The 20,588-nt window shown below is 71.1% G+C and carries 11 protein-coding genes; 6 read left to right on the forward strand and 5 right to left on the reverse strand.

The features are described 5' to 3' along the window. Nucleotides 1-3: 3 nt before the first annotated feature. The gene (locus ABEU20_RS22350; protein WP_420166555.1) at nt 4-900 is read right to left on the reverse strand and encodes a LysR family transcriptional regulator; all 897 of its coding nucleotides are present in this window, start codon (nt 898-900) and stop codon (nt 4-6) included. 123 nt (nt 901-1,023) lie between these two features. Here ABEU20_RS22350 and ABEU20_RS22355 point away from each other — a divergent pair, with 123 nt between their 5' ends. Beyond that, nucleotides 1,024-2,823, forward strand: coding sequence for a penicillin-binding transpeptidase domain-containing protein (locus ABEU20_RS22355; RefSeq protein ID WP_420166556.1), 1,800 nt, complete (start codon nt 1,024-1,026; stop codon nt 2,821-2,823). A 3-nt stretch (nt 2,824-2,826) separates the two neighbouring features. On the opposite strand, the gene ABEU20_RS22360 is transcribed toward ABEU20_RS22355, so the two are convergent. The 3 genes from ABEU20_RS22360 to ABEU20_RS22370 all read right to left on the reverse strand — a co-directional run bounded on the left by ABEU20_RS22360 (nt 2,827) and on the right by ABEU20_RS22370 (nt 8,818). Beyond that, nucleotides 2,827-4,368, reverse strand: coding sequence for a dynamin family protein (locus ABEU20_RS22360; RefSeq protein ID WP_420166584.1), 1,542 nt, complete (start codon nt 4,366-4,368; stop codon nt 2,827-2,829). Between the two features lie 8 nt (nt 4,369-4,376). Further along, on the reverse strand, nt 4,377-6,221 hold the full coding sequence (locus ABEU20_RS22365; protein ID WP_420166557.1) for a dynamin family protein: 1,845 nt from the start codon (nt 6,219-6,221) through the stop codon (nt 4,377-4,379). A 146-nt stretch (nt 6,222-6,367) separates the two neighbouring features. Continuing rightward, the gene (locus ABEU20_RS22370; RefSeq protein WP_420166558.1) at nt 6,368-8,818 is read right to left on the reverse strand and encodes an IniB N-terminal domain-containing protein; all 2,451 of its coding nucleotides are present in this window, start codon (nt 8,816-8,818) and stop codon (nt 6,368-6,370) included. Between the two features lie 301 nt (nt 8,819-9,119). On the opposite strand from ABEU20_RS22370, the gene ABEU20_RS22375 reads away from it, so the two are divergent. The 4 genes from ABEU20_RS22375 to ABEU20_RS22390 all read left to right on the forward strand — a co-directional run bounded on the left by ABEU20_RS22375 (nt 9,120) and on the right by ABEU20_RS22390 (nt 16,343). Next, nucleotides 9,120-10,889: an Hsp70 family protein gene (locus ABEU20_RS22375; protein ID WP_420166559.1), complete on the forward strand. Its 1,770-nt coding sequence runs from the start codon at nt 9,120-9,122 to the stop codon at nt 10,887-10,889. A gap of 3 nt (nt 10,890-10,892) precedes the next feature. Further along, nucleotides 10,893-13,403, forward strand: coding sequence for a LuxR C-terminal-related transcriptional regulator (locus ABEU20_RS22380; RefSeq protein WP_420166560.1), 2,511 nt, complete (start codon nt 10,893-10,895; stop codon nt 13,401-13,403). A gap of 82 nt (nt 13,404-13,485) precedes the next feature. Then, nucleotides 13,486-14,865: a S1 family peptidase gene (locus ABEU20_RS22385; RefSeq protein ID WP_420166561.1), complete on the forward strand. Its 1,380-nt coding sequence runs from the start codon at nt 13,486-13,488 to the stop codon at nt 14,863-14,865. A 161-nt stretch (nt 14,866-15,026) separates the two neighbouring features. Next, on the forward strand, nt 15,027-16,343 hold the full coding sequence (locus ABEU20_RS22390; RefSeq protein ID WP_420166562.1) for a S1 family peptidase: 1,317 nt from the start codon (nt 15,027-15,029) through the stop codon (nt 16,341-16,343). Between the two features lie 116 nt (nt 16,344-16,459). On the opposite strand, the gene ABEU20_RS22395 is transcribed toward ABEU20_RS22390, so the two are convergent. Next, entirely contained in the window at nt 16,460-17,095 is a 636-nt protein-coding gene (locus ABEU20_RS22395; RefSeq protein WP_420166563.1) for a hypothetical protein, read from the reverse strand. 518 nt (nt 17,096-17,613) lie between these two features. On the opposite strand from ABEU20_RS22395, the gene ABEU20_RS22400 reads away from it, so the two are divergent. Then, nucleotides 17,614-20,588: heterodisulfide reductase-related iron-sulfur binding cluster (locus ABEU20_RS22400; RefSeq protein WP_420166564.1), on the forward strand; the 2,975-nt coding region annotated here is incomplete at its 3' end.

Below are 20,588 nucleotides of genomic sequence, written 5' to 3' on the forward strand. Positions count from 1 at the left end.
CCGTCACGAGACCACCTGCTCGTCCGCGGCGTAGGCGCCGATCCGGGCGGCGACGGCGTCGAGCACGCCGTCCGGCACGTCCGCGGACGACGCCCGCAGGCACCGCAGGCGCAGGCGGATCGAGTCGTCACCCGGACGGACCCGCGCCACCCCGGGCGCGGCCAGGCTCCGATCCGCGGTGAGCGCGAACGCCTGACCGGCGGCGACCAGCGCGAGCGCCCACCGGTCGTCGGGAGCGTTGACGACGTCGAGGTCGGCCCCGACCCGGGCGAACGCGTCGTCGAGCAGGTCGTACGCGGCCGGGCCGTCGGAACGGGGCGGCGACGCGAACCGCAGATCCGTGAGCCGGGACAGCCCGCACGGGTCCTGTGCGGCGGCCGGATGCGACGCGGGGACCAGCAGCGTCAGCGGCAGCGGCACGACATCGGTGCCGGTGAGCGGATCCACCAGCGCCGGGTGCTCGATCACCCCGAGGTCGAGCGCTCCGGCAGCCAGCTGGTCCACGAGGTCGCTGCTGGGCGCGATGCTCACCTCGACCCGTGCCGGTTCGTCGAACGATCGGATGGTCGCGGCCAGATCGGCGACGAGCGCGGTCGGCACCTTCGGCATGACCCCCACCCGCAGCGTGCGGTCCTGGACACGGCGCCGGCGTGCGGAGTCGGTGAACCGGCGGGCCTGACGCACCAGGTCGACGGCGTCCGGCAGCAGCGCCTGCCCGCTCGCGGTGAGCACGACGCCCTTCGAACCTCGATGGAACAGCGTCACGCCCAGTTCGCGCTCGAGTTTCTTCACGCCCTGACTCAGCGGCGGTTGGGTCATGCCGAGGCGCGCGGCGGCCCGGCCGAAGTGTTGTTCCTCGGCCACCGCGATGAAGAATTCGAGATGCAAAAGCAGGTTCACTGCGGATCTGACCTGTGCTTATTCCGATCGAGTATCACGCTCACCTCGATAGCATATTGGACTGGCCTGCGCGATCGGTGCTTCGCTGCCACTCGGTATCGACGACGAGCGAGCGGAGTGACGATGACCCACATCGGGGCGAACCCGGTCAGGTGCAAGCGCGGCGCGCTGGTGCTCGCGGCAGCACTGACCCTGACGTCGTGCGGGCTGCTGGGCGGGCCGGACTCCGGTGAGAAGGTGGCGAAGAAGTTCGTCGGCGCCCTGGGCGGCGCCGACGTGGCCGCGGCCGCGGCGCTCACCGACGACCCCGACCGCGCGAGCGAGGTGCTGCGCCGCACGTTCGACGGCCTCGGCGGGGAGGCCGACGCCGACTTCACGGTCGAGCAGGCCGGCGACTCCGCATTCACGTACCGCTCCGACTGGGACTTCGGCGGCGGACGCACGTGGAGCTACTCGACGACGGTGCCGCTCACGACTGCCGACGGTTCCCGACGTGTCGCCTGGTCGGCGGCCGTGATCAACGAACGACTGCAGGGCGACCAGGCGCTGCAGTACACCCCGGTCACCGACACCCGGGCCGTGCTGGACGCCAACGGCATGGCGCTCATGGAACCGCGGACGGTCACCGTCGTCGACGTCGACTCCGCCGCGCTCGTTCCCACGGTGCGCACGCGGCTGACGGCGCTGCTGGCGAAGGCCGTGCCCGGGTTCGAGCTCGCGGCGCCGAGGACCGGCGAACCGGCGACACCGGACGAGCGGGTCCACCTGGTGACGCTGCGGCAGGAGGACGTCGAACCGATCCGCGCGGAACTCGAACAGGTCCCCGGCATCCATCTCTCCGACCAACTGCGTCTGCTCACGGTCGACCGGAGGATGACGTCGCCGGTGGTGGCGGGACTGCGGGCCACATGGGAGGCGCGGCAGAAGGACTCGGCGGGCTGGCGCGTGCAGTCCGTCGACCCCGAGGGCAGTGTGACCGGCACCCTCACGGGCGGGGATCCGCCGGAGGGGACCGCGATGCGCACGACGCTCGACCCGCGGCTGCAGTACCTCGCCCAGCAGGCGGTGGACACCGAACCCCGCGCCGCCGCGCTGGTCGCCCTCGATTCCGGAAACGGTCAGGTGCTCGCGGTCGCACAGAACGCGCCCGCCGACCGGTCCGGGCCGATCGCCCTCACCGGCCTGTACCCGCCGGGATCGACCTTCAAGACCGTCACGACGATGGCGGCGCTGCAGAGCGGCGCCGTGACCGCCGACAGTGTCGTGGACTGCCCGGGCACCGCGAACATCGAGGGGCGTGTCATCCCCAACGAGAACGAGTTCGATCTGGGCCGTGTCCCGCTGCACACGGCGTTCGCGCACTCGTGCAACACGACGATGGGCCGGCTCGCGGTCGGATTGCCCGCCGACGCCCTGCAGGATCAGGCGCACGAGTTCGGCCTGGGTGTCGACTACGTGACCCCGGGGCTGACGACCGTCACCGGCTCGGTACCGTCCGCCGACACCCCGGCGAAGCGGGTCGAGGCCGCGATCGGGCAGGGCGAGAACCTGGCCAGCCCGTTCGGGATGGCGATGGTGGCGGCGACGATCGCCCGCGGTAGTGCTCCGCTGCCGCAGTTCATCGGCGGCGAGACCACCACCGCCGACCACGAACCCGATCCGCTCGACCCGGCACACGTGCGGGATCTGAAGGCCATGATGACCGAGGCCGTCCGCAGTGGCACCGCCACCGGCCTCTCCGACATCTCCGGGCTGATGGGCAAGACCGGCACCGCCGAGTTCGGCGACGGCAAACACTCGCACGGCTGGTTCGTGGGGATCCGCGGCACCGTCGCGTTCGCGGTGCTGGTGGTCTCGGGGGAGAGTTCCGGTCCCGCGCTCGACATCGCCGGGCACTTCCTGCGACCGCTCGACGAGCAGTAGCCGTCAGCTGCCGGCCGGGGTGACCCGCACCGCCCCGGTGTCGAGGTCGAGTCGCATCGCGCCGCCGTACCCACCGGCACCGCCGACACCGCCGAGATCCGCCAGCACCCCCTCGGCGCTGCGGGCCGCGACGCGGCACGCCCGCGCGGTGAACTGGTCGACCAGCGGGTGCGCGGACCGTTCCCGCCACTTGCGCACCGCGGTGAGCCCCGCCTCCCGGCCGTCCTCGATCGACGCGTCCGCGCCCAGGCCGAGCCGCTGCGCCGGACCGATGCCGAACCCGCCGATGAGCCGCTGCAATTCGGTGAGATCCTCGGCAGACAGTCCGGTGTCGGCGCTGCGCAGCCGTCCGAGCATCCGCAGTTCCTGGAAACCGTGGACGTCGGCGAGCAGGCGCCCGACGTCGGCGAGCAGGCGCGCCGACGCGTCCGTCGGATACGCGGTGAGCACCCGTTCGAGGGCCACCAGCGCGGAGTGGGTCTTCAGCTGGTCGGCACGCTGCCCGAACTGCACGTCGATCACCTGACGGAGTTCGTCCAGTCCGCTGCGTGCCACCAGTTCCGCTGCGAGGGTGGGGGAATCGTTCACCCCGAGTCGGACGAGCATGATCGCGAGCCGAATGCCGAAGAGCCCGAACCGGTCTGCGAGCTGACGCCGCATCGTCGCGTCCACGGGCAACGCAGCGTCGTCGCGCGCGAAGCGGTCGGCGGACAGCATCGCCAACTGCAGGTCGGCGTCGTGCACCCGGGCCAGTGCCTCGAACGCCGCGAACTCGCTCTGCCGCAACGTGCGCGCTCCCAGCGCGAGCAGTCCGGCGACGGGCACCACGGCCTGGCACAGCCCGGTGAGTTCGAGTTCGTCGGTGAACCGCGCGGCGACCTCCTTCGCCGACATCATCGCGTCGGCCCGGCCGGCGCCGACCTCGTCCGCACGGGAAACCACACCCACCACCCCGAGCGGTCCCGACTCGCCACCCACGTGCGCGCCGATCCGGCCCAGGAACTGCACGTCGGACGCGCTGAGACTGCGCAGCAGGTACACCACGGCGTCGGCCCCGGACACCGCGTTCTCCGGAGTGAGCATGCGAAACGTGCGCGCCGAGACGTCCTTCGACAGCGACGACGTGCCGGGGGTGTCGATGATCGTGGTCTGCGCCAGCGCGCTGGCCGGCCACTCCACGTCCAGGCGGTCCACGCGGTCCGCGGTGAGATCGCCGAGGTCGAACGTCAGGCGTCCCTCGTGTCGCCGCACGGTCACGTTGGCCGAGTCGTCGCCGTCGTAGCGGGCGGTCACCGTCGGGGTGGTCCCGCTGCGGTACCACGTGACGACGCGGGTGCACTCGGTCGCGTCGGTGGGCGCGATGTCCTGCCCGACGAACGCATTGAGCAGGGTCGACTTGCCGGCCTTGAGCGATCCGGCCAGCGCGACCCGCAGCGGTTCCTCGAGTCGGGCCGCGCACGCGGCCAACTGCGCGCGAGCCTCGTGGTTGTCGGAGTATGCGGCCTTGGCGGCGGCGATGAGGTCCCGGGCCCGACCCAGCGACATCGAGGCGGTCACGCGGACACCTCCTCGCTCGGCGCGGTCTCGACCGGGAACAGCTGCGCCGCGCGAACCTTGAACGTCTCGAGGACGGCCATCTGCCGTTCCACCTCGCCGGCGCGCCGGGTGCGTTCGGTCGACTCGACCTTCGCCGCGTCCTGCGCCGCCCGCAGCGAGTCCGCGAGCGATCGCAGTGTCTGCTCCGCGATGGCCGTGAAGTGGTCGCGCAGCAGACGCTGGATCAGCCGCAGTCGGTCCTTGGACTCCTTGCCCACCTGGAAGCTCACGTCGTCGGTGAAGCGGCGGATCGCGACCTTCGCGTCGGCGCGGCGCTTCACCACCCGCGTCTCCCGGTCGTCGCGATAGGCCTTGGTGCCGAGCAGGACTCCCGCGCCCACCGAGATGGGGTTGAGCAGCGTCATGCCCATCAACGTCGTGATGAGACCGAACATCAGCACGCCGCCGTACGAGCCGCGCATGCCGACCAGCACCTTCTGGGCGATGCCGATACGGCCGGATTCGAGATCCGACAGCGCGACCACCGGGTCCAGCACGCTGTCGAGATCGCCGACGTCCAGTTGCGGAAGTTCCACCGTGCCGGCGTCGGCGAAGTGCTCCGCCACCACCTCGGCGAGCCACAGCGCGCGCTCGTGGGCCCACACGAAGTTGTCACCCACCGACTGCGCGATCTGCTGTTCGAGCCACTCCCCCAGCTCGTCCCATTCCTTGCCGGGATCGCACTCGTCCACGGCGCGTTCGGCTTCCCGCGTCACCTGACGCAGCCGATCGCGCAGGTCGTGATCGATGTCCGACGCCAGATCGGCGATCCCGTCCGCGAGGGTCTGCTGCCAGCGCGACGTCTTCTTCTGCAGTTCCTCGGTGACGGCCTTCGCACGCTGCAACTCGGCGACGGCAACCGCGCCCTTGGCCGGATCCCGCAGCGCCGCGAGTTCGCTGCCGAGCGAGAGCATGAGATGTTCGACGACGGAGTGGACGTCGAGGGAGACGGCGCGGCGCAGCCCGCCGGCCGCGTGGTCGATGACCCGCTCGCGGAGGAAGTCGTACAGCGCCGCGAAACCGGACTCGTCGTGCAGCGACTGATCGTCGAGACGGAGTGCGTGCGAGCGCAGCAGCGACGAGATCGGCAGCAGCGGGACGTCGAGGCCCGCCCGGGTCAGGTGCCCGGCGTCCGCCTCGACGATCCGACGCCAGTGCGGGTACAGGTCGGTCTTGGTGATCAGGCACGCCACCGCGGGGCACAGTCCCGTCACCTGGCGCAGGAAGGCGAGCTCCGGTTCGGTGAACTCCTGGCTGGCGTCGGACAGCACGAGCACCGCGTCGGCCGCCGGGAGCAGGCCCAGAGTGGCTGCCGCGTGCGGGTTTCCGTGACCACCGACGCCGGGGGTGTCGACGAACACGAGGCCGTCCGCGAGCAACGGGCTGGGCACCCCCACCTCGAGCCGCAGCACCTCCCGGCCCTGCGCGAGCGGGGTCGATGGCGTCACCGAATCCAGTTCCGCGAGTGGCACCTCCACCCGGCGCGTCTCACCACCGGGCTCGGCGAGCACCAGTTCGGCGGACGCCTGCTCGGCGTTCTGCACCACGGTGGGCACCGCGGTGGTCTCGTCGTCACCGACCGAGCACACCGACAGGTTGAGCAGCGAGTTCACGAACTGGCTCTTGCCCTGTTTCAACTGACCGACCACGACGACACGGAATCGCGGATCCACGACGCGGCCGCGGACCAGCGCGAGGCGATCCACCAGATCCGTCCGGCCCGCGGACGACGCGATCGCCGACGTCTGGTCGAGCAAGCTCGTCAGGTCCGATTCCGAGGTGGCGCTACCGACGTTGTCCATGAGTCCCGCTGCCCCACTTCTCTTCCGACCTGCACGCGCACCGACGTCCGCGTGCTGACTGATCCGCCGCTCCGCTGGATGCGAATCGGGGCCCCGTTCGCCTTAGCGCGTACGGGGCCCCGTTCGTTACAGACCGTGTGCGGTCGTCACGGCAGCAGATCGTGTCCCTGATCGAGCACGGCGGCGGGATCGATCGCGACCGGATCGATGTGTCCGCCCAGGTCACCGAGCCCGTTCGCGAACAGACCCGCGTCCGAATGGCCCGAACCGAACGCGTCGACGTCGATGGAGGACCACGCGTTTCCGGCGGTGTCGAGCGCGCCCTGCAGCGCGGAGTTCAGGCCACCGGTCAGGTCGGCCGCGATGTCACCCGTGCCCGAGACGTCGGCGCCCGCGGTCCCGCCGCCGAGGCCGGCGTCGAAGTCTGCACTCGAACCGAAGTCGCCACCGATCTGGGCGTTTCCGAGCGCCGTCGTCGCCGCGTCCACCGCGCCGTCGAGGGCGCCGGAGATGTCGCCGGCGAGGTTTCCGCCGAGGTCCAGGCCACCGCCCAGACCCGCGCCGAGGTCCCCGGTCGAGCCGAGTCCGCCGCCCAGCTGACCGCCGAGGTCTCCGGCCGAGCCCAGCCCACCGCCGGCACCGAGCGCCGCGTCGAGCGCCGCACCCAGGTCACCACCGAGCGATCCGCCGGCTCCGAGTGCCCCACTCAGCGCGCCACCCAGCTCGGTGCCGAAGCCGCCGTCACCGGCCAGCACACTGCCCAGGTCCAGCGAGCCGCCGGACTCGAGACCACCGCCGAGCACCCCGCCCAGCGCCGCACCGAGGTCGGCGCCCGCGGAGCCACCGACCCCGAACGCACCCTCGAGCAGTCCGCCGAGGTCGGCACCGGCACCCACTTCGAGGCTGCCGCCGAGCGCGAGCGCACTGTTGAGCGCGGTACCCAGTGTCGTGGTCAGCGCGCCGTCGACGTCGAGGGCGCTGCCCAGCGCGGTGCTGATCGCGGCGCCCAGATCCCCGCCCGCCGCGAGCACACCGTCGAGGTCGAGACTTCCGCCGATCCCACCCTCGAGGGCACCGCCCAGTGCGGCACCGAGGTCCGCGCCGACCGAACCGCCTGCGGCCAGTACTGATTCGAGCGCACCACTGAGCGCCGCCGTGAGGTCACCGCCGAGGTTGCCGGCCAGCTCCGTACCCAGGCTCCCGCCCACCGACAGCGCCGTCTCGAGCGCACCGTTCAGTGCCGCCGACAGGTCCCCACCGATACCGAGCGCGCCGCCGAGTGCGGTTTCCAGCGAGCCCCCGAGTCCGCCGGCCGCTTCGACCGCGCCGTCGAGGACGCCGCCGAAGGCCGCGCCCAGCTGCGCGCCCAGGTCGCCGCCGATGCCGAACGCGCTCTCGAGCGCGGCCGTGAGACCCCCGCCCGTCGCGAGCACACCGGACAGGTCGAGGCTGCCCAGGCCGTCCAGCGCCGCGCCGAGGGCGGCGGCGAGTTCCGTGGTGAGAGCACCGTCCACTCCGAGCGAGCCGCCCAGCAGGCCGCCGAGCGAAGCACCGAGATCGAGTGCGCCGCCGATGTTCACCAGGTCGGCGACGTCGACCATGCCACCCAGTTCGAGGGCACCACCGAGCGCGGCGCCGATGTCCCCGCCGATCGATCCACCGATCGCGAGGGCCGACTCGAGCAGGCCGCTCAGCGACGCACCGAGCTGGCCCGCCAGATCACCGCCGAGCGCACCGCCCAGGCTGCCACCCAGCGCCAGCGCGCTGTCGAGCGCGGCTTCGAAGCCGGCGCCGAGCCCCCCACCGAGCTCAGCGCCGGCCTCTACTGCCGCACCCAGGAGCGCACCGAGGGCGGCGCCGAGCTCCCCACCCAGCGCACCTCCGATCTCGAATGCGCTCTCGAGTGCGGTGCTCAACCCGCCGTCGACCGACAGGAGTCCATCCAGATCCAGGCTGCCCACGCCCGCGAACGCCGCACTGAGGGCGGCACCGAGATCGGTGACCAGCGAACCGTTCACGTCGAGCACGCCACCGAGGGCAGTGGCCAGCGCGGCACCGAGATCGATCGAGCCGCCGAGGTCGGTCAGGCTGCCCAGGTCCAGGCCGCCCCCGAGGCCGAGTGCGGCCTCGAAGGCGCCGCCCAGTGCCGCACCCAGCTGCGCGCCGAGCGAACCGCCGGCGGCGAGCGCCGCCCCGAGCGCGGCGGCGATGTCGCCGCCGAAGTCCACATCGGCGCCGAAGCCGCCGCCGAATCCCCCACCGACTGCGGCACCCAGACCGAGGCCCGCCCCGGCACCGAGTCCGAGACCGGCGCTGCCACCGAGACCCCCACCGAGACCGAGGCCGCCGCCGGCGGCCGCACCGAGGGTGCCTGCCGCCGTGGTACCTGCCGCGAGGATCGCGCCCAGGTCGCCGGCCGCGTTTCCGAACAGTCCGGACTCGGCGACCATCGGCGCGACCGCCGCGATGTCCGCGTGGCACAGGTCGCCGAGGCCCGCCGCAGCGAGCGACGCCTGCGGGTTCGCGCAGTACGCAGCGGCGGCCTCCTCGTCGCGAAGAAGGCTGAGGATGAAGTCGAGAACCGCGTTGCTGGCCATGAGGAAGCTCCTGACAGTAGAAAAGCAGGCTGCCACAGATTCCGTGTAGACCGACGAGGAACCGCGGCGAGATCGACTTCCACGCTACGAATTCGGTGGCAGGCGGGTAACGGGGCAGATCCCCCCGAGTGCCGCGAGGGGGACCCCGTCGACGCCGTATAGGGGATGGTCCGCAGATAGGGGGACAGCCCCCAACCTGCGACGTCCGCGGGCCTTTCCCGTAACGCTCGGCGCCCCGCCGCCGACAATCGGCATACCACCGGCGGTGCCCTACCCCGCCCGAATCGAATCGGAGAAGGACATGACCGCAGGGCTCGGAATTGCTGTCGGAACGGCCAATTCGGATGCGGCGGTCACGCACGTCGGGGAGTCGACGGGCGACGACGCCGCCACGGTGATCGCGTCCCACGCGACGCTCGTCCAGCTGTCCCCCGACGGCACCGCGACGCTCGGCTCCTCCGGAACCGGCAGATCGGGCTTCGCCGGTTTCGTCGAACGGGTCGGGGATCCCGTCGGTCTCCTCGGCCCCGACGGGCGACCCCATCCCGGAGAGGATCTGTTCGCGGCGGCCGTGACCTGCCTCGTCGACGAGGCCCGCGCGGACGACGGCGGCACCCCGGACGAGCGGACACCGATCGTCGTCACCCATCCGACGCCGTGGAACAACCACACGGTACGAGCGCTCGGATCCGCACTCGAACGCGCCGGCCTTCCGCCGGTGACCCTCACCTCCGAAGCCGCCGCATGCCTGCGCTGGCTCGAGTCCACGCGCGGCGCGCAGGACGACGGTGTCGTGGTGGTGTACGACCTGGGAGCCGCGTCACTCGACGTCACGGTGATGCGCACCGGCACCGAGGCCGGGCCGCTGGGGCGGACGCTCCGGTCCGAGGACGTGACCGGAACACAGTTCGATCACCTGGTCACCCGGCACGTGCTCGACGACCTCGCCGACAAGACAGCCGGATTCGACCCGTTCGATCCGGTCGTCGTCGAGTCGCTGACGACACTGCGGCGCAACTGTGCCGCCGCCAAGGAAGCGCTGTCCACCGACACCGAGACCGTCATCCCGGTCACCCTGCCCGGCCTCGAGACGGACGTGCGACTCGTCCGCTCCGAACTCGAGGATCTCGTCCGGGCGCCGTTGACGACGTCCATGGAGCTGATCCGCGAGGCACTGCGGTCCGCCGACGTCGAGCCCGGCGACGTGCACCAGGTACTGCTCACCGGCGGCGGTGGCGCGATCCCCCTCGTCGCCGAACTCGTCTCGTCCGAGCTGGGACTGACGGTGGTCGCCGCGCCGAATCCGGCGCACACGCCGGCCCTGGGTGCCGCGATGCTCGCGGCCGACGCCGACACTCGGGCCACCGCGGCCCCGGCAGCCCTCGCATCCGGGGCGGGCCCCCGCGACGGCGCCTACTCCGAACCGGTGAACCCGGTGTTCCCGTCCCGCCTGCACTCCACCCGCAGCGGCTCCGACGTCCGGCGTCGGGTCGCGATCATCGCGTCGTCGGCCGCCGCGATCGGGGTGCTCGCCGCGGGCGGACTGTCGATCGGAACGGCTGCCGATCCGGCTCCGTCACAGTCCACTTCCCCCTCGTCGTCGGTCCCGATCGCCGAGAACGCCGTCGCCGGCTCGATCGTGACCCCCACCGGGGAGAGCTCGCCGCACGGCAGCGTGACCGTCGTCGGCGGCACCGGCGGCGGCACGATGAGCCCCGCAGCGGTCGCCGCTCGCGGTGCCGCCGTCGGCTCCGGCGTCGACCCGACCGGACGGGCGCTGCCCCAGAGCGTCGCGGCCCCCGCCGCCGGGGACGCCCCGGCCACGGCACCCACGGTCGACACCCAGGCCCCCGGAAACATTCCCACCCAGCCCGTGTACACGCCGCCGCCGGCTGCCGGTGGGGGCACCGCACCCGCCCCGGTCCAGGGGCCCTCCCCGGCCGAGGTCGGCGCCGGATTCGGCAACGCCGCCCAGGGACTCGGTCAGGGCGTCGGGGCGGTCCTGAACGGTGTGGGCGGAGTCGTCGGAGCCGTCGTGGATCCGGTGACCGGCCTGCTGATCGGGAAGTAACCGATGCGGACCGAACCCGCCACCAGCCCACCGGGCGCCGATGCCCTCGCCGGTCTCCGCGGGGCCCGGAACGTCCTCGACGCCGTCGAAGCGGAACCGTTCGCACCCGTCCTGATCCGGGGCCGCTCCGGAAGCGGTAAGTCGCTCGTGCTCAGCACAATTCGCGACCATGCCCTCGCGCGCGGACACGATGTCGTCAGCACTGTGGCCGTCGCCGATACCGAGACCGGGGGCGCGATGCTCGTCGTCGACGGTGCGCACGCCCTCACCACCGACGACGTCTCCGCACTGCATCGGCTGGTCCAGCGCGGCGACCGCAAAGTCGTCGTCGCCGTCGAGCCACGCCCGCACGACCCGGCGCTCTGCGCACTCACCACCACGATGCAGACGCAGGGTTCGGTGTTCGACCTCGGCGCACTCTCCCCGGCCGACATCGTCGACCGGGCCCACACGCGGGGCATCGAACTCACGCCCGCACTCGCGCGGTCGCTGCACGAATGGAGCGGGGGCGCACTCGTCCATGTCGACGCGGGCCTGGCGGCCGCGCGACACGGCGAGGCAGCCGTCCGCGCAGCGGTGACGTCCCACCTGCGGGATGTGCTGCAGCACCTCGACGGCGCGCTCCTCGCTGCACTGGCGCTGCACCTGTACGGCCACGGCACCGACGGTGGAGATCTGGCACCGGCACTGGAGGTGTCGCCCGCCGAAGGGCAGACGCTGGCCGATCGGGTCCGGGCGAGTTCCGTAGTGACGCGATCGGACGCCGTGCTCCCCCTCGCCCGCTCGCTGCTGACGTCCGCGGTCGGCGTGACGCGACTGCGTGACCTGCAGACCCGACTGCTCACGACCCGACTGGGTGCAGGCACCCTCGACGCGCGAACCGCCTGCACGCTCGCCGAATCCGGGCTGGACGACCCGCGTCTCGCGGACTTCCTCTGCGCCCGAGCTCATTCGGTCGATCCGGCGGAGGCTTCCGCGCTCTACGAGGCCGCGATCCAGGCCGGAGCAGACGCGGACGCCATCGCGCTGCGCCGCTGCGAGGCCGGCGCCCTCAGTGGCAACCTGGATGCCGCGCACGCACTGGTCGACACGGTGCTCGACCGAGCCGACGACCTCGAATCGTCCGAACTCGCTGCCGCCGTGCGCATCTCGTCCAGTATCGCCGCCCATCGTGGCGAGCTGGGACACAGTGCCGACCTGTACGAGTGGCTGGGCCCGGACCGGGCGGGCCCCGACGCGGCGATCGCGGCGACCGTCCTGCTCGCCGCCGGACGTCCCGAGCCCGCCGCGGCAATGCTGACTCGTGGACGCCAGGGGCCACCCACGTCCGCCGCCGCCGGGACCGCCCTCCTCGCCGAGGGCCTGGCCCAGTCGATCGCAGGTTCCGGTGCCGTGGCGATGAATTCGCTCACCCGCGCGATGACGATGCTGTCGAGCAGCGCGCACACCCGCCTCCTGCCGGACACCGCGCCCGCCGTGACGGCCCTGCTGTGTCTGCATTCGGGCGAGCTGGCCCACGCAGAGTCGGTGCTGCGCCAGGCCCTCGAGTTCGATCCCGCGTCCGGCGCCACCCGGGCGCGCCACCTGGCGCTCTCGGCGTGGACGGCGATGGTCGGCGGCGATCTCGTGGGGGCCACCGCGATCCTCGACACCCTCCCCACCGACCGGCCGCCCCACGCGCGCGAGGCGTTCTTCCTGCACGGCCTGCGTGTCGGACTCGCCCGACGCCACGGCGATGTCGGTGCGCTGCAGCGGGAATGGACGCAGGCGCAGCCCGTCGTCGCGGGATACTCGGCCGACCTGTTCGGACTCCTGCCGCTGGGCGAGCTGTGGCTGGCCGCGGTCCGCCTGGGCGACGAACAACGCATCCTCCATCTGGTCGAGCAGGCGCAGGCTCTGCTGGTCCGGCTCGGCGAACCCGCGCTGTGGGGCGCGGCACTGCACTGGTACGGAGTGCAGGCCGCGATCCTCGGCGAGAATCCGGCGGCGCTGCTCCCGCACGCGCGGGCACTGGCCGCGTCGGCCGAGGTCAGTTCGTACGCGGCCGGCCTCGCCTCGGCGGGCCGCGTGTGGCTGCGCGTGCTCCGCGAGGAGGCGGAGGCGTCCGAGGTGGAGGCCGCCGCACGCACCCTCGACCGCATCGGACTTCCCTGGGACGGAGCGCGACTCGCCGGGGAGGCGGCCCTGCGCGTGTCCGACACCCGCGGCGCGACGACGCTGCTCCAGGTGGCGCGCTCGCTGCGCGGCGCCACGACGGTGCAGGCCGGCAGCGGCGAGATCGCCGCCGCCGATCCCGCGGTGGGCACCCTGACCGAGCGGGAAGCCGATGTCGCGGAACTGCTCGTCCTGGGCCTCACCCACCGCGAGATCGGCGCCCGCCTCTACATCGCACCCAAGACCGTCGAGCATCATGTCGCGCGCATCCGGCGACGCCTCGGCGCCAACTCTCGCTCGGAACTGATGTCGATGCTCAGGGCATTGGGCCACGGCGGCCCGGAAACGTCCGCATCGTGAACTTCGGGACTTTGTTCTCCGGCGGGTCGGCCGCAACGTGGCCTATTGTGGACAGCTGATCCCGAAGACCCGAAGGAATTCAATGCGTATCCCGCTGGCGCCGCGCGCCGCCGTGCATTCGTTCGCCCGCCGCGTCGCCGTCGTCGGATCGTCTGCGCTCCTGGTTCTCGTACCGTTCTCCGCGTCCGCGCAGGCCGAACCGGCCGCCGCGCCGGGGTCCCAGGTCTCCCAGCTCTCGGCGGACGAGTTGCCCGCCGATCTGGTCGAGGCCATCACCCGGGATCTGAAGATCAGCCCCCAGGAATACCTGGACCGCGCCGCCCGCGCGCAGGAACTCGTCTCGTACGCAGACGACTTCCGCGCCGAACGGCCCGACGAGTTCGCCGGCGCCTGGATGGGGCTCGACGGCCACCCCGTGGTGTCGGTGACCACCGCCGAGGCCGCGCTGACCGCGGCGAAGGACGGCTACCGCACGCAGATGGCGGCCGTGTCGTCGCAGGGTCTGGAGAAGTCCCTCGCCGACTTCAACCACTGGGTCACCGAACTGCCGCGCGAGATCTCGTCCCAGATCGGCCGCGCGACCGTCGACGTCCTGAACAACCAGATCGTCGTCGACGTCGCGAACAGCCCCGTCGGCCGGGCACTCGACCTGCCCACACTGCTCGCCAACATCAAGGTGCAGGTGCAGTCGTTCGGCCCGGTGCCGGTCGCGAGCGGGCCGCTGGGCGGCGACACCTACATCACGTCCCCGCAGCGACTGGCCGACACACCGGAAGGCGGCATCAGCGTGTGCTCCTTCGGCTTCAACGGCATCGACCGCGGCGGCAACGCCGTCAACATCAGTGCGGGCCACTGCGACCCCGCGCCGGGCCGCAACGTCGGCGTGTTCCTACCCAACCGGGCCGACGTCCCCGCCAGCCTCGAGGTGGGCCGCTTCGCGCGCTCCGAGGTCGGCGACGTCGACGGTCTCGACTACTCGCTGATCCGCCTCAACGACGCCGGTGTCCGCGCCGGACTCGACCGTCCGGTGGTCCGCGGCGCCGGCGGTAGCGCCCTCACCATCACCGGCACCGCCGTCCCGATCGTGGGAGCGCCGATCTGCAAGTCGGGGCAGACGTCGTCGTTCACCTGCGGCATCGTGACGGCCGAGCGCGTCGAGGCACTGCTGGCGGTCGCTCCAAACGACGTCCGGGTGGTCCGCGGCTTCTCCGGCACCGCCTGCACGCTCGGCGGCGACAGCGGTGGCGCGATCGTCACCGGCACACTGGCACTCGGCATCACGAGCGGGTCCAACAGCACCGACGCGCCGTCCTGCGGCGACGCCAACCTCGTCTACGCCTTCAACGGCGGGGCCTCGAATTTCGGCATTCCGATCCAGAGCATCCTGGACTCGGCGAACGCAACGTCCGGCGGCGGCCTCGGTGCCGGACTGACGGTGCGCACCGGCACCGCCGATCACTGACGGACATTCGTGAATTCCCGGCGTCAATCGGGCGAATCGGGTGGGCACTCCGGTCGACGGACCATATAGTCGTACGCGACTCGGAACACCCGCACCGCCGGGTGTTCCTCTCTGCGTGCCTCGGGGTCCAGGGCCGCAGGGCAGACGATCGAAAGGCCCACATGCGAAGCTCGCTCGCACGTCGTGCCGCGGTGTTCGGTTCCGCAGCACTTCTTCTCGTCACTCCTGCCGTCGCCCAGGCAGCTCCCGGGCCCGACACCTCCGGCGTGTCGGATCAGGCGGCGCACCTACCGATCGAACTGATCGACGCGTTGCAGCGAGATCTGCAGCTGACGCCCGACCAGTACCTCGAGCGATCGGAGGCGGCGCAGAAGCTCGCCGAGTTCGCGGCGATGGCCGGCGTCGATTTCCCCGACGCGTTCGGTGGCACCTGGCTCGACGCGGCAGGCCTGCCCGTCGTCGGTGTGGCGGGGACGGACAGCACGTCCCTCCGGGACGCCGTCACACAGGCCGGCTTCACTCCGCAGGACGTCACGCGCAGTGCACAGCGCCTCGACGCCGACCGCAGCGCGCTCATCGACTGGATCGCGACGCTGTCGCCGGAGATCGCGAACCTCGTCCACGGCGTCTCCGTGGACATCGCCGCCAACACGGTGGTGGTCCGCGCGGAGGATGCCGCCGAGCCGCTGCTGGATCTGCTGCCGCCGGGCCTCCGAGAAGCGGCGCGCGTGGTCCTCGGCCCGGCGCTCGGCTCCCTCGAACCCGCACCGGCCGGCCCCCAGACCGCGTACTTCCGCACCGACGCGCTCCTCGGCGGCGACGCATACGAGGCTCGCGGCGGAGGGTCCGGCCTGCTGTGCTCGCTCGGGTTCAATGCCGTCGACCAGTCCGGTGCCCCCGTCAACATCAGCGCCGGACACTGCGATCCCAGCCCGGCGTCCGCGGGAACCCCGTTCGCGTCGCAGGCCCTCGCGATGGTGGGCGGCCTGACGGGCCCGACCGTCGGAACCTTCGAGAAGACCGAACTCCAGGGCCTGGACTACTCGATCATCCGACCCAACGCCGCCGCTGCGCCGCTGTTGACGAACAACCTCGTTCGCGTCCCCGACGCCGAGGCACTGCGCATCACCGGCACCGCGAATCCCGTCGTCGGCGCGCCGGCCTGCAAGGCCGGCAACACCACCGGCTTCAGCTGCGGCGTCGTCACCAACGTCGGCCGGAGCATCAAGGTCGGCAATCGTGTGATCGACAACGGCTTCGACACCGACATGTGCGCTCTCCGCGGTGACAGCGGCGGTCCCATCGTCACCGGCACCAAGGCCCTCGGTATCTCGAGCGCCTCGAACCTCGCTGCCGTCGCGACATGCGACGCGAACACCGTGCAGCAGGCCACGGGCGGCCTCGGACCGGTGCTCTCGGCGACGCCGATCAACGCGATCCTGGGCGCCAACCCGGGGCTGCAGGTCCGCGCCTCCTAGTTCCGGCCAGACAAGGTCCGGGCAGACAAGGTCCACACACAGAAGAAGGGGTTCGCTTCCTCCGGGAAGCGAACCCCTTCTTCTGTGCCGTCTGGACTTCTGTGCCGTCTGAAGGATCAGCCCACGGCGGGCGCCGGGGTGTTCATCGTCTGGTACACCTGCCAGCCGTTGTAGGCGAGGACGGGTCCGGCGGCGACGATGGTGCCGATGATGCCGCCGGCGGTAGCGCCTGTGGCAATTCCCCCCAGGCAAGCTGCTGGACCGGTCGAGCCGCCACCGACGCACCCGATGACAGCGCCGATCACGGTGCCGATCAGCGAACCGATTGTCACCGCCGAGTCCACGCCGTCGGCCAGCTTGTCGAGCATCGAGAGGTCGATCGGCATCGGCGGCAGCGCCGGGCCGGCGATGTCGGCCATCGTGGCCTTCGCCGGATCCGTCTCGGGGGTCAGCGTCAGCTGGCGGCCCTCGACGACGGGAGCGATCGAGAATTCGCGGTCCCCGATGCGGTAGGTCAACGGCAGCGTCTGGACGACCTGTCCGGCGTCGTTGCGGATCTCGACGAACCTGCCGTCCGAGGTGACGTGGAATCCCCCGGCGTCGAGGACGGTCACCACGCTGCGCCCGTCGATGTGCGCCTGGTAGCCGATCCCGTCCTGCACGGGCGCCGGCTGCGCGTACGCGGTGCCCGCTCCGACTCCCATCGCGGCGATCACGAGGGCCGACGTGGCGGCGAATTTCCGAAGCTTCATCTGGCTTTCGTTCCGTTCTGTGACTGCCACGAATGGCCCCCCGAATTTTCCAGTATTCGAATCCCCACACATATCGAAGCGCCTCAGCCCGCCTCTACCAGCAGAAACAGGTGCCGGATACGCCGTCGGTCGCGGCAAAGCATATCCCAATCGGACGAAGAAACGAGCCAGGATGAAACCGTCAAATTGCTAAACATACGTCCAATTGAAAGTGGCGTAAATGCGACAGGGATCGAGGTTAGGTCAGCCTCTGCGACACCTGCCACATCGGTACCACATACCGTTAACTGAATACGACCCGATTCGCGAAGTCAGCCCCCTTCGCGACCCCGGCATCGAGATCTCTCACGAGGCAACCGCAACACGCCCGAGAGCCGAAGATGCAGGAAACCGCGGTTCGCGCTATGTTACCGGTTAGTAGAAGTAGTAAGTTACCGGCGGGTAACTTGTGAGCGGTTAGTATCTGTGGGCTGACCCACAGGCGGCACGCGTGCTGCCCCGAAACGAAAGGCCTCGACATGAATGCCCTGACGATTACGTTGGGCACCGTCGGCGTGCTGCTGAGCCTTGTCTGTTGGGCCTCGTTCCTCAGCGGGGCCTGGCGGATGGCGAAGACTGTGCAGATCGGGCAGTCCGCGCCCGACCGCTGGCGCCCGTTCTTCCCGCGCTTCAAGCAGATGATCATCGAGTTCATCGCGCACACCCGGATGCAGAAGTTCCGCACCGTGGGCTGGGCGCACTGGCTCGTCATGATCGGCTTCCTCGGCGGCGCAGCCCTGTGGTTCGAGGCCTACGGCCAGACCTTCGACCCGACGTTCCACTGGCCGTTGTTCGGTAACACGTGGGTCTGGCACCTGTGGGACGAGATTCTCGGCATCGGCACCGTCGTGGGCATCCTGACGTTGATCGTGATCCGTCAGCTCAACCACCCGCGCATCCCCGCGCGGCTGTCACGCTTCGCCGGTTCCAAGTTCACGCCGGCGTACTTCGTCGAGGTCGTCGTCCTGCTCGAGGGCCTGGGCATGATCATGGTGAAGTCCGGTCGCATCGCGATGACCGGGCACTCCAACCCGTGGACCGATTTCTTCACGATGCGCGTCGCCGAGCTGCTGCCGTCGAGCGCCGTCATGGTTTCGTGCTTCGCGTTCGTCAAGCTGATGTCCGGCATGATCTGGCTGTACGTCGTCGGCCGCAACATCACGTGGGGTGTCGCGTGGCACCGCTTCTCGGCCTTCCCGAACATCTACTTCAAGCGTGAGGACGACGGCGGCGTCGCCCTGGGCGCCGTCAAGCCCATGATGTCGAAGGGCCGCGCCCTGGACATGGAGAACGTCGACCCCGACACCGACACGCTCGGAGCCGGCCGGGTCGAGGACTTCTCGTGGAAGGGCTGGCTGGACTTCACGACGTGCACCGAGTGCGGTCGTTGCCAGTCGCAGTGCCCCGCGTGGAACACCGGCAAGCCGCTGTCGCCGAAGCTGCTCATCATGTCGCTGCGCGACCACGGCTACGCCAAGGCCCCGTACCTGCTGGCCGGTGGCCGCAAGGACATGGGCGGCGACGAGGTCGGCCTGGTCGACGCCGAGGGCAACGCCGACGAGGCCGCACTCGCGAAGATTCCGGAAGCCGCACGCGCCGAGGCCGAGCGTCCGCTGGTCGGCGAGTCGATCGAGGGTGAACTCGGCGGCATCATCGACCCCGAGACCCTGTGGTCGTGCACCACGTGTGGCGCGTGTGTCGAGCAGTGCCCGGTCGACATCGAGCACGTCGACCACATCATCGACATGCGCCGCTACCAGGTACTGATCGAGTCGGAGTTCCCGTCCGAGCTCGCGGGTCTGTTCAAGAACCTCGAGAACAAGGGCAACCCCTGGGGCCAGAACTCCAAGGACCGGCTCAACTGGATCAACGAGATGGACTTCGAGATCCCGGTCTACGGCCAGGACGCGGATTCCTTCGAGGACTACGAGTACCTGTTCTGGGTCGGCTGCGCCGGCGCCTACGAGGACCGTGCGAAGAAGACCACCAAGGCCGTCGCCGAGCTGCTCGCGACCGCGGGCGTGAAGTTCATGGTCCTCGGCGCCGAGGAGACCTGCACCGGCGACTCGGCTCGCCGCGCGGGCAACGAGTTCCTGTTCCAGCAGCTCGCGATGCAGAACATCGAGCTGTTGAACACGGTGTTCGACGGCACCCCGGACAGCAAGCGCAAGATCGTCGTCACGTGTGCGCACTGCTTCAACGCGCTCGGCAACGAGTACCCGCAGGTCGGCGGCGTCTACGAGGTGGTCCACCACACGCAGCTGCTCAACCGCCTGGTCCGCGCCAAGAAGCTGGTCCCGGTCGCCAAGCTGAACGAGGACGTCACGTACCACGACCCGTGCTACCTGGGCCGTCACAACAAGGTGTACGACGCTCCGCGTGAGCTGATGGAGGCGTCGGGCGCCAAGCTCAACGAGATGCCGCGTCACGGCGAGCGGTCCATGTGCTGTGGTGCCGGTGGCGCCCGGATGTGGATGGAAGAGCAGCTCGGCAAGCGCATCAACATCGATCGCGTCGACGAGGCCCTGACGACCTCGCCGAAGAAGATCGCGACCGGCTGCCCCTTCTGCCGCGTCATGCTCACCGACGGCGTCACCGCCCGTCAGGAGCAGGGCCAGGGCGAGGGTGTCGAGGTCGTCGACGTCGCGCAGATGATGCTCGATACGGTCACGCGTCTCGATTCCACGCAGCTGACCGCGAACCTCAAGGTCGAGCCGCGTGAGAAGGCACCGGTCGCTGCCGCACCGGTCGCCGCCGAGGCTGTCGCCGAGGTCAAGGAGGCCGAGCGGGTGCAGGAGGTCGAGGAGGCTGCGGCCACCCCGTCCGCCCAGACGGCACCTGCCGGCAAGGGTCTGCAGATGAAGGGGCTGGCCAAGGCCCCCGGCGCGAAGGCTCCGGGCGGTAAGGGCCTGCAGATGAAGGGCGCCGCCAAGGCCCCCGGGGCCAAGGCTGAGGCCGCCGCGCCGGCTGCCGAGGCCGCTCCCGCCGCCGAAGCGCCCGCGGCACCGACCGCCAAGCCGGGTGGACTCGGCATGAAGGGCGGAGCCAAGGCTCCCGGCGGCAAGGGCCTGCAGATGAAGGGCGCCGCGAAGGCTCCCGGCGCCAAGGCCGCCGCTCCGGCACCCGAGGCACCCGCGGCTCCGGCTGCCGCGGCACCCGCGGCCGACACTCCGGCAGCACCCGCGGCACCGGCTGCCAAGCCCGGCGGACTCGCCATGAAGGGCGGAGCCAAGGCTCCCGGCGGCAAGGGCCTGCAGATGAAGGGTGGGGCGAAGGCCCCCGGCGCCAAGGCTGCAGCGCCTGCTGCCCCTGCCGCCGAGCCCGAGGCTCCGGCCGCCCCCGCCGCCGAGGCTCCGGCCGCACCTGCTGCGGAGGCTCCGGCTGCACCCGCCGAGGCCAAGGCCGTGCCGCAGGCGAAGGCCGGCGGGCTGGGCTTCAAGTCCGGCGCGAAGGC

The sequence above is a fragment of the Rhodococcus parequi genome, from assembly GCF_046042785.1.
Taxonomy (GTDB): domain Bacteria; phylum Actinomycetota; class Actinomycetes; order Mycobacteriales; family Mycobacteriaceae; genus Prescottella; species Prescottella parequi.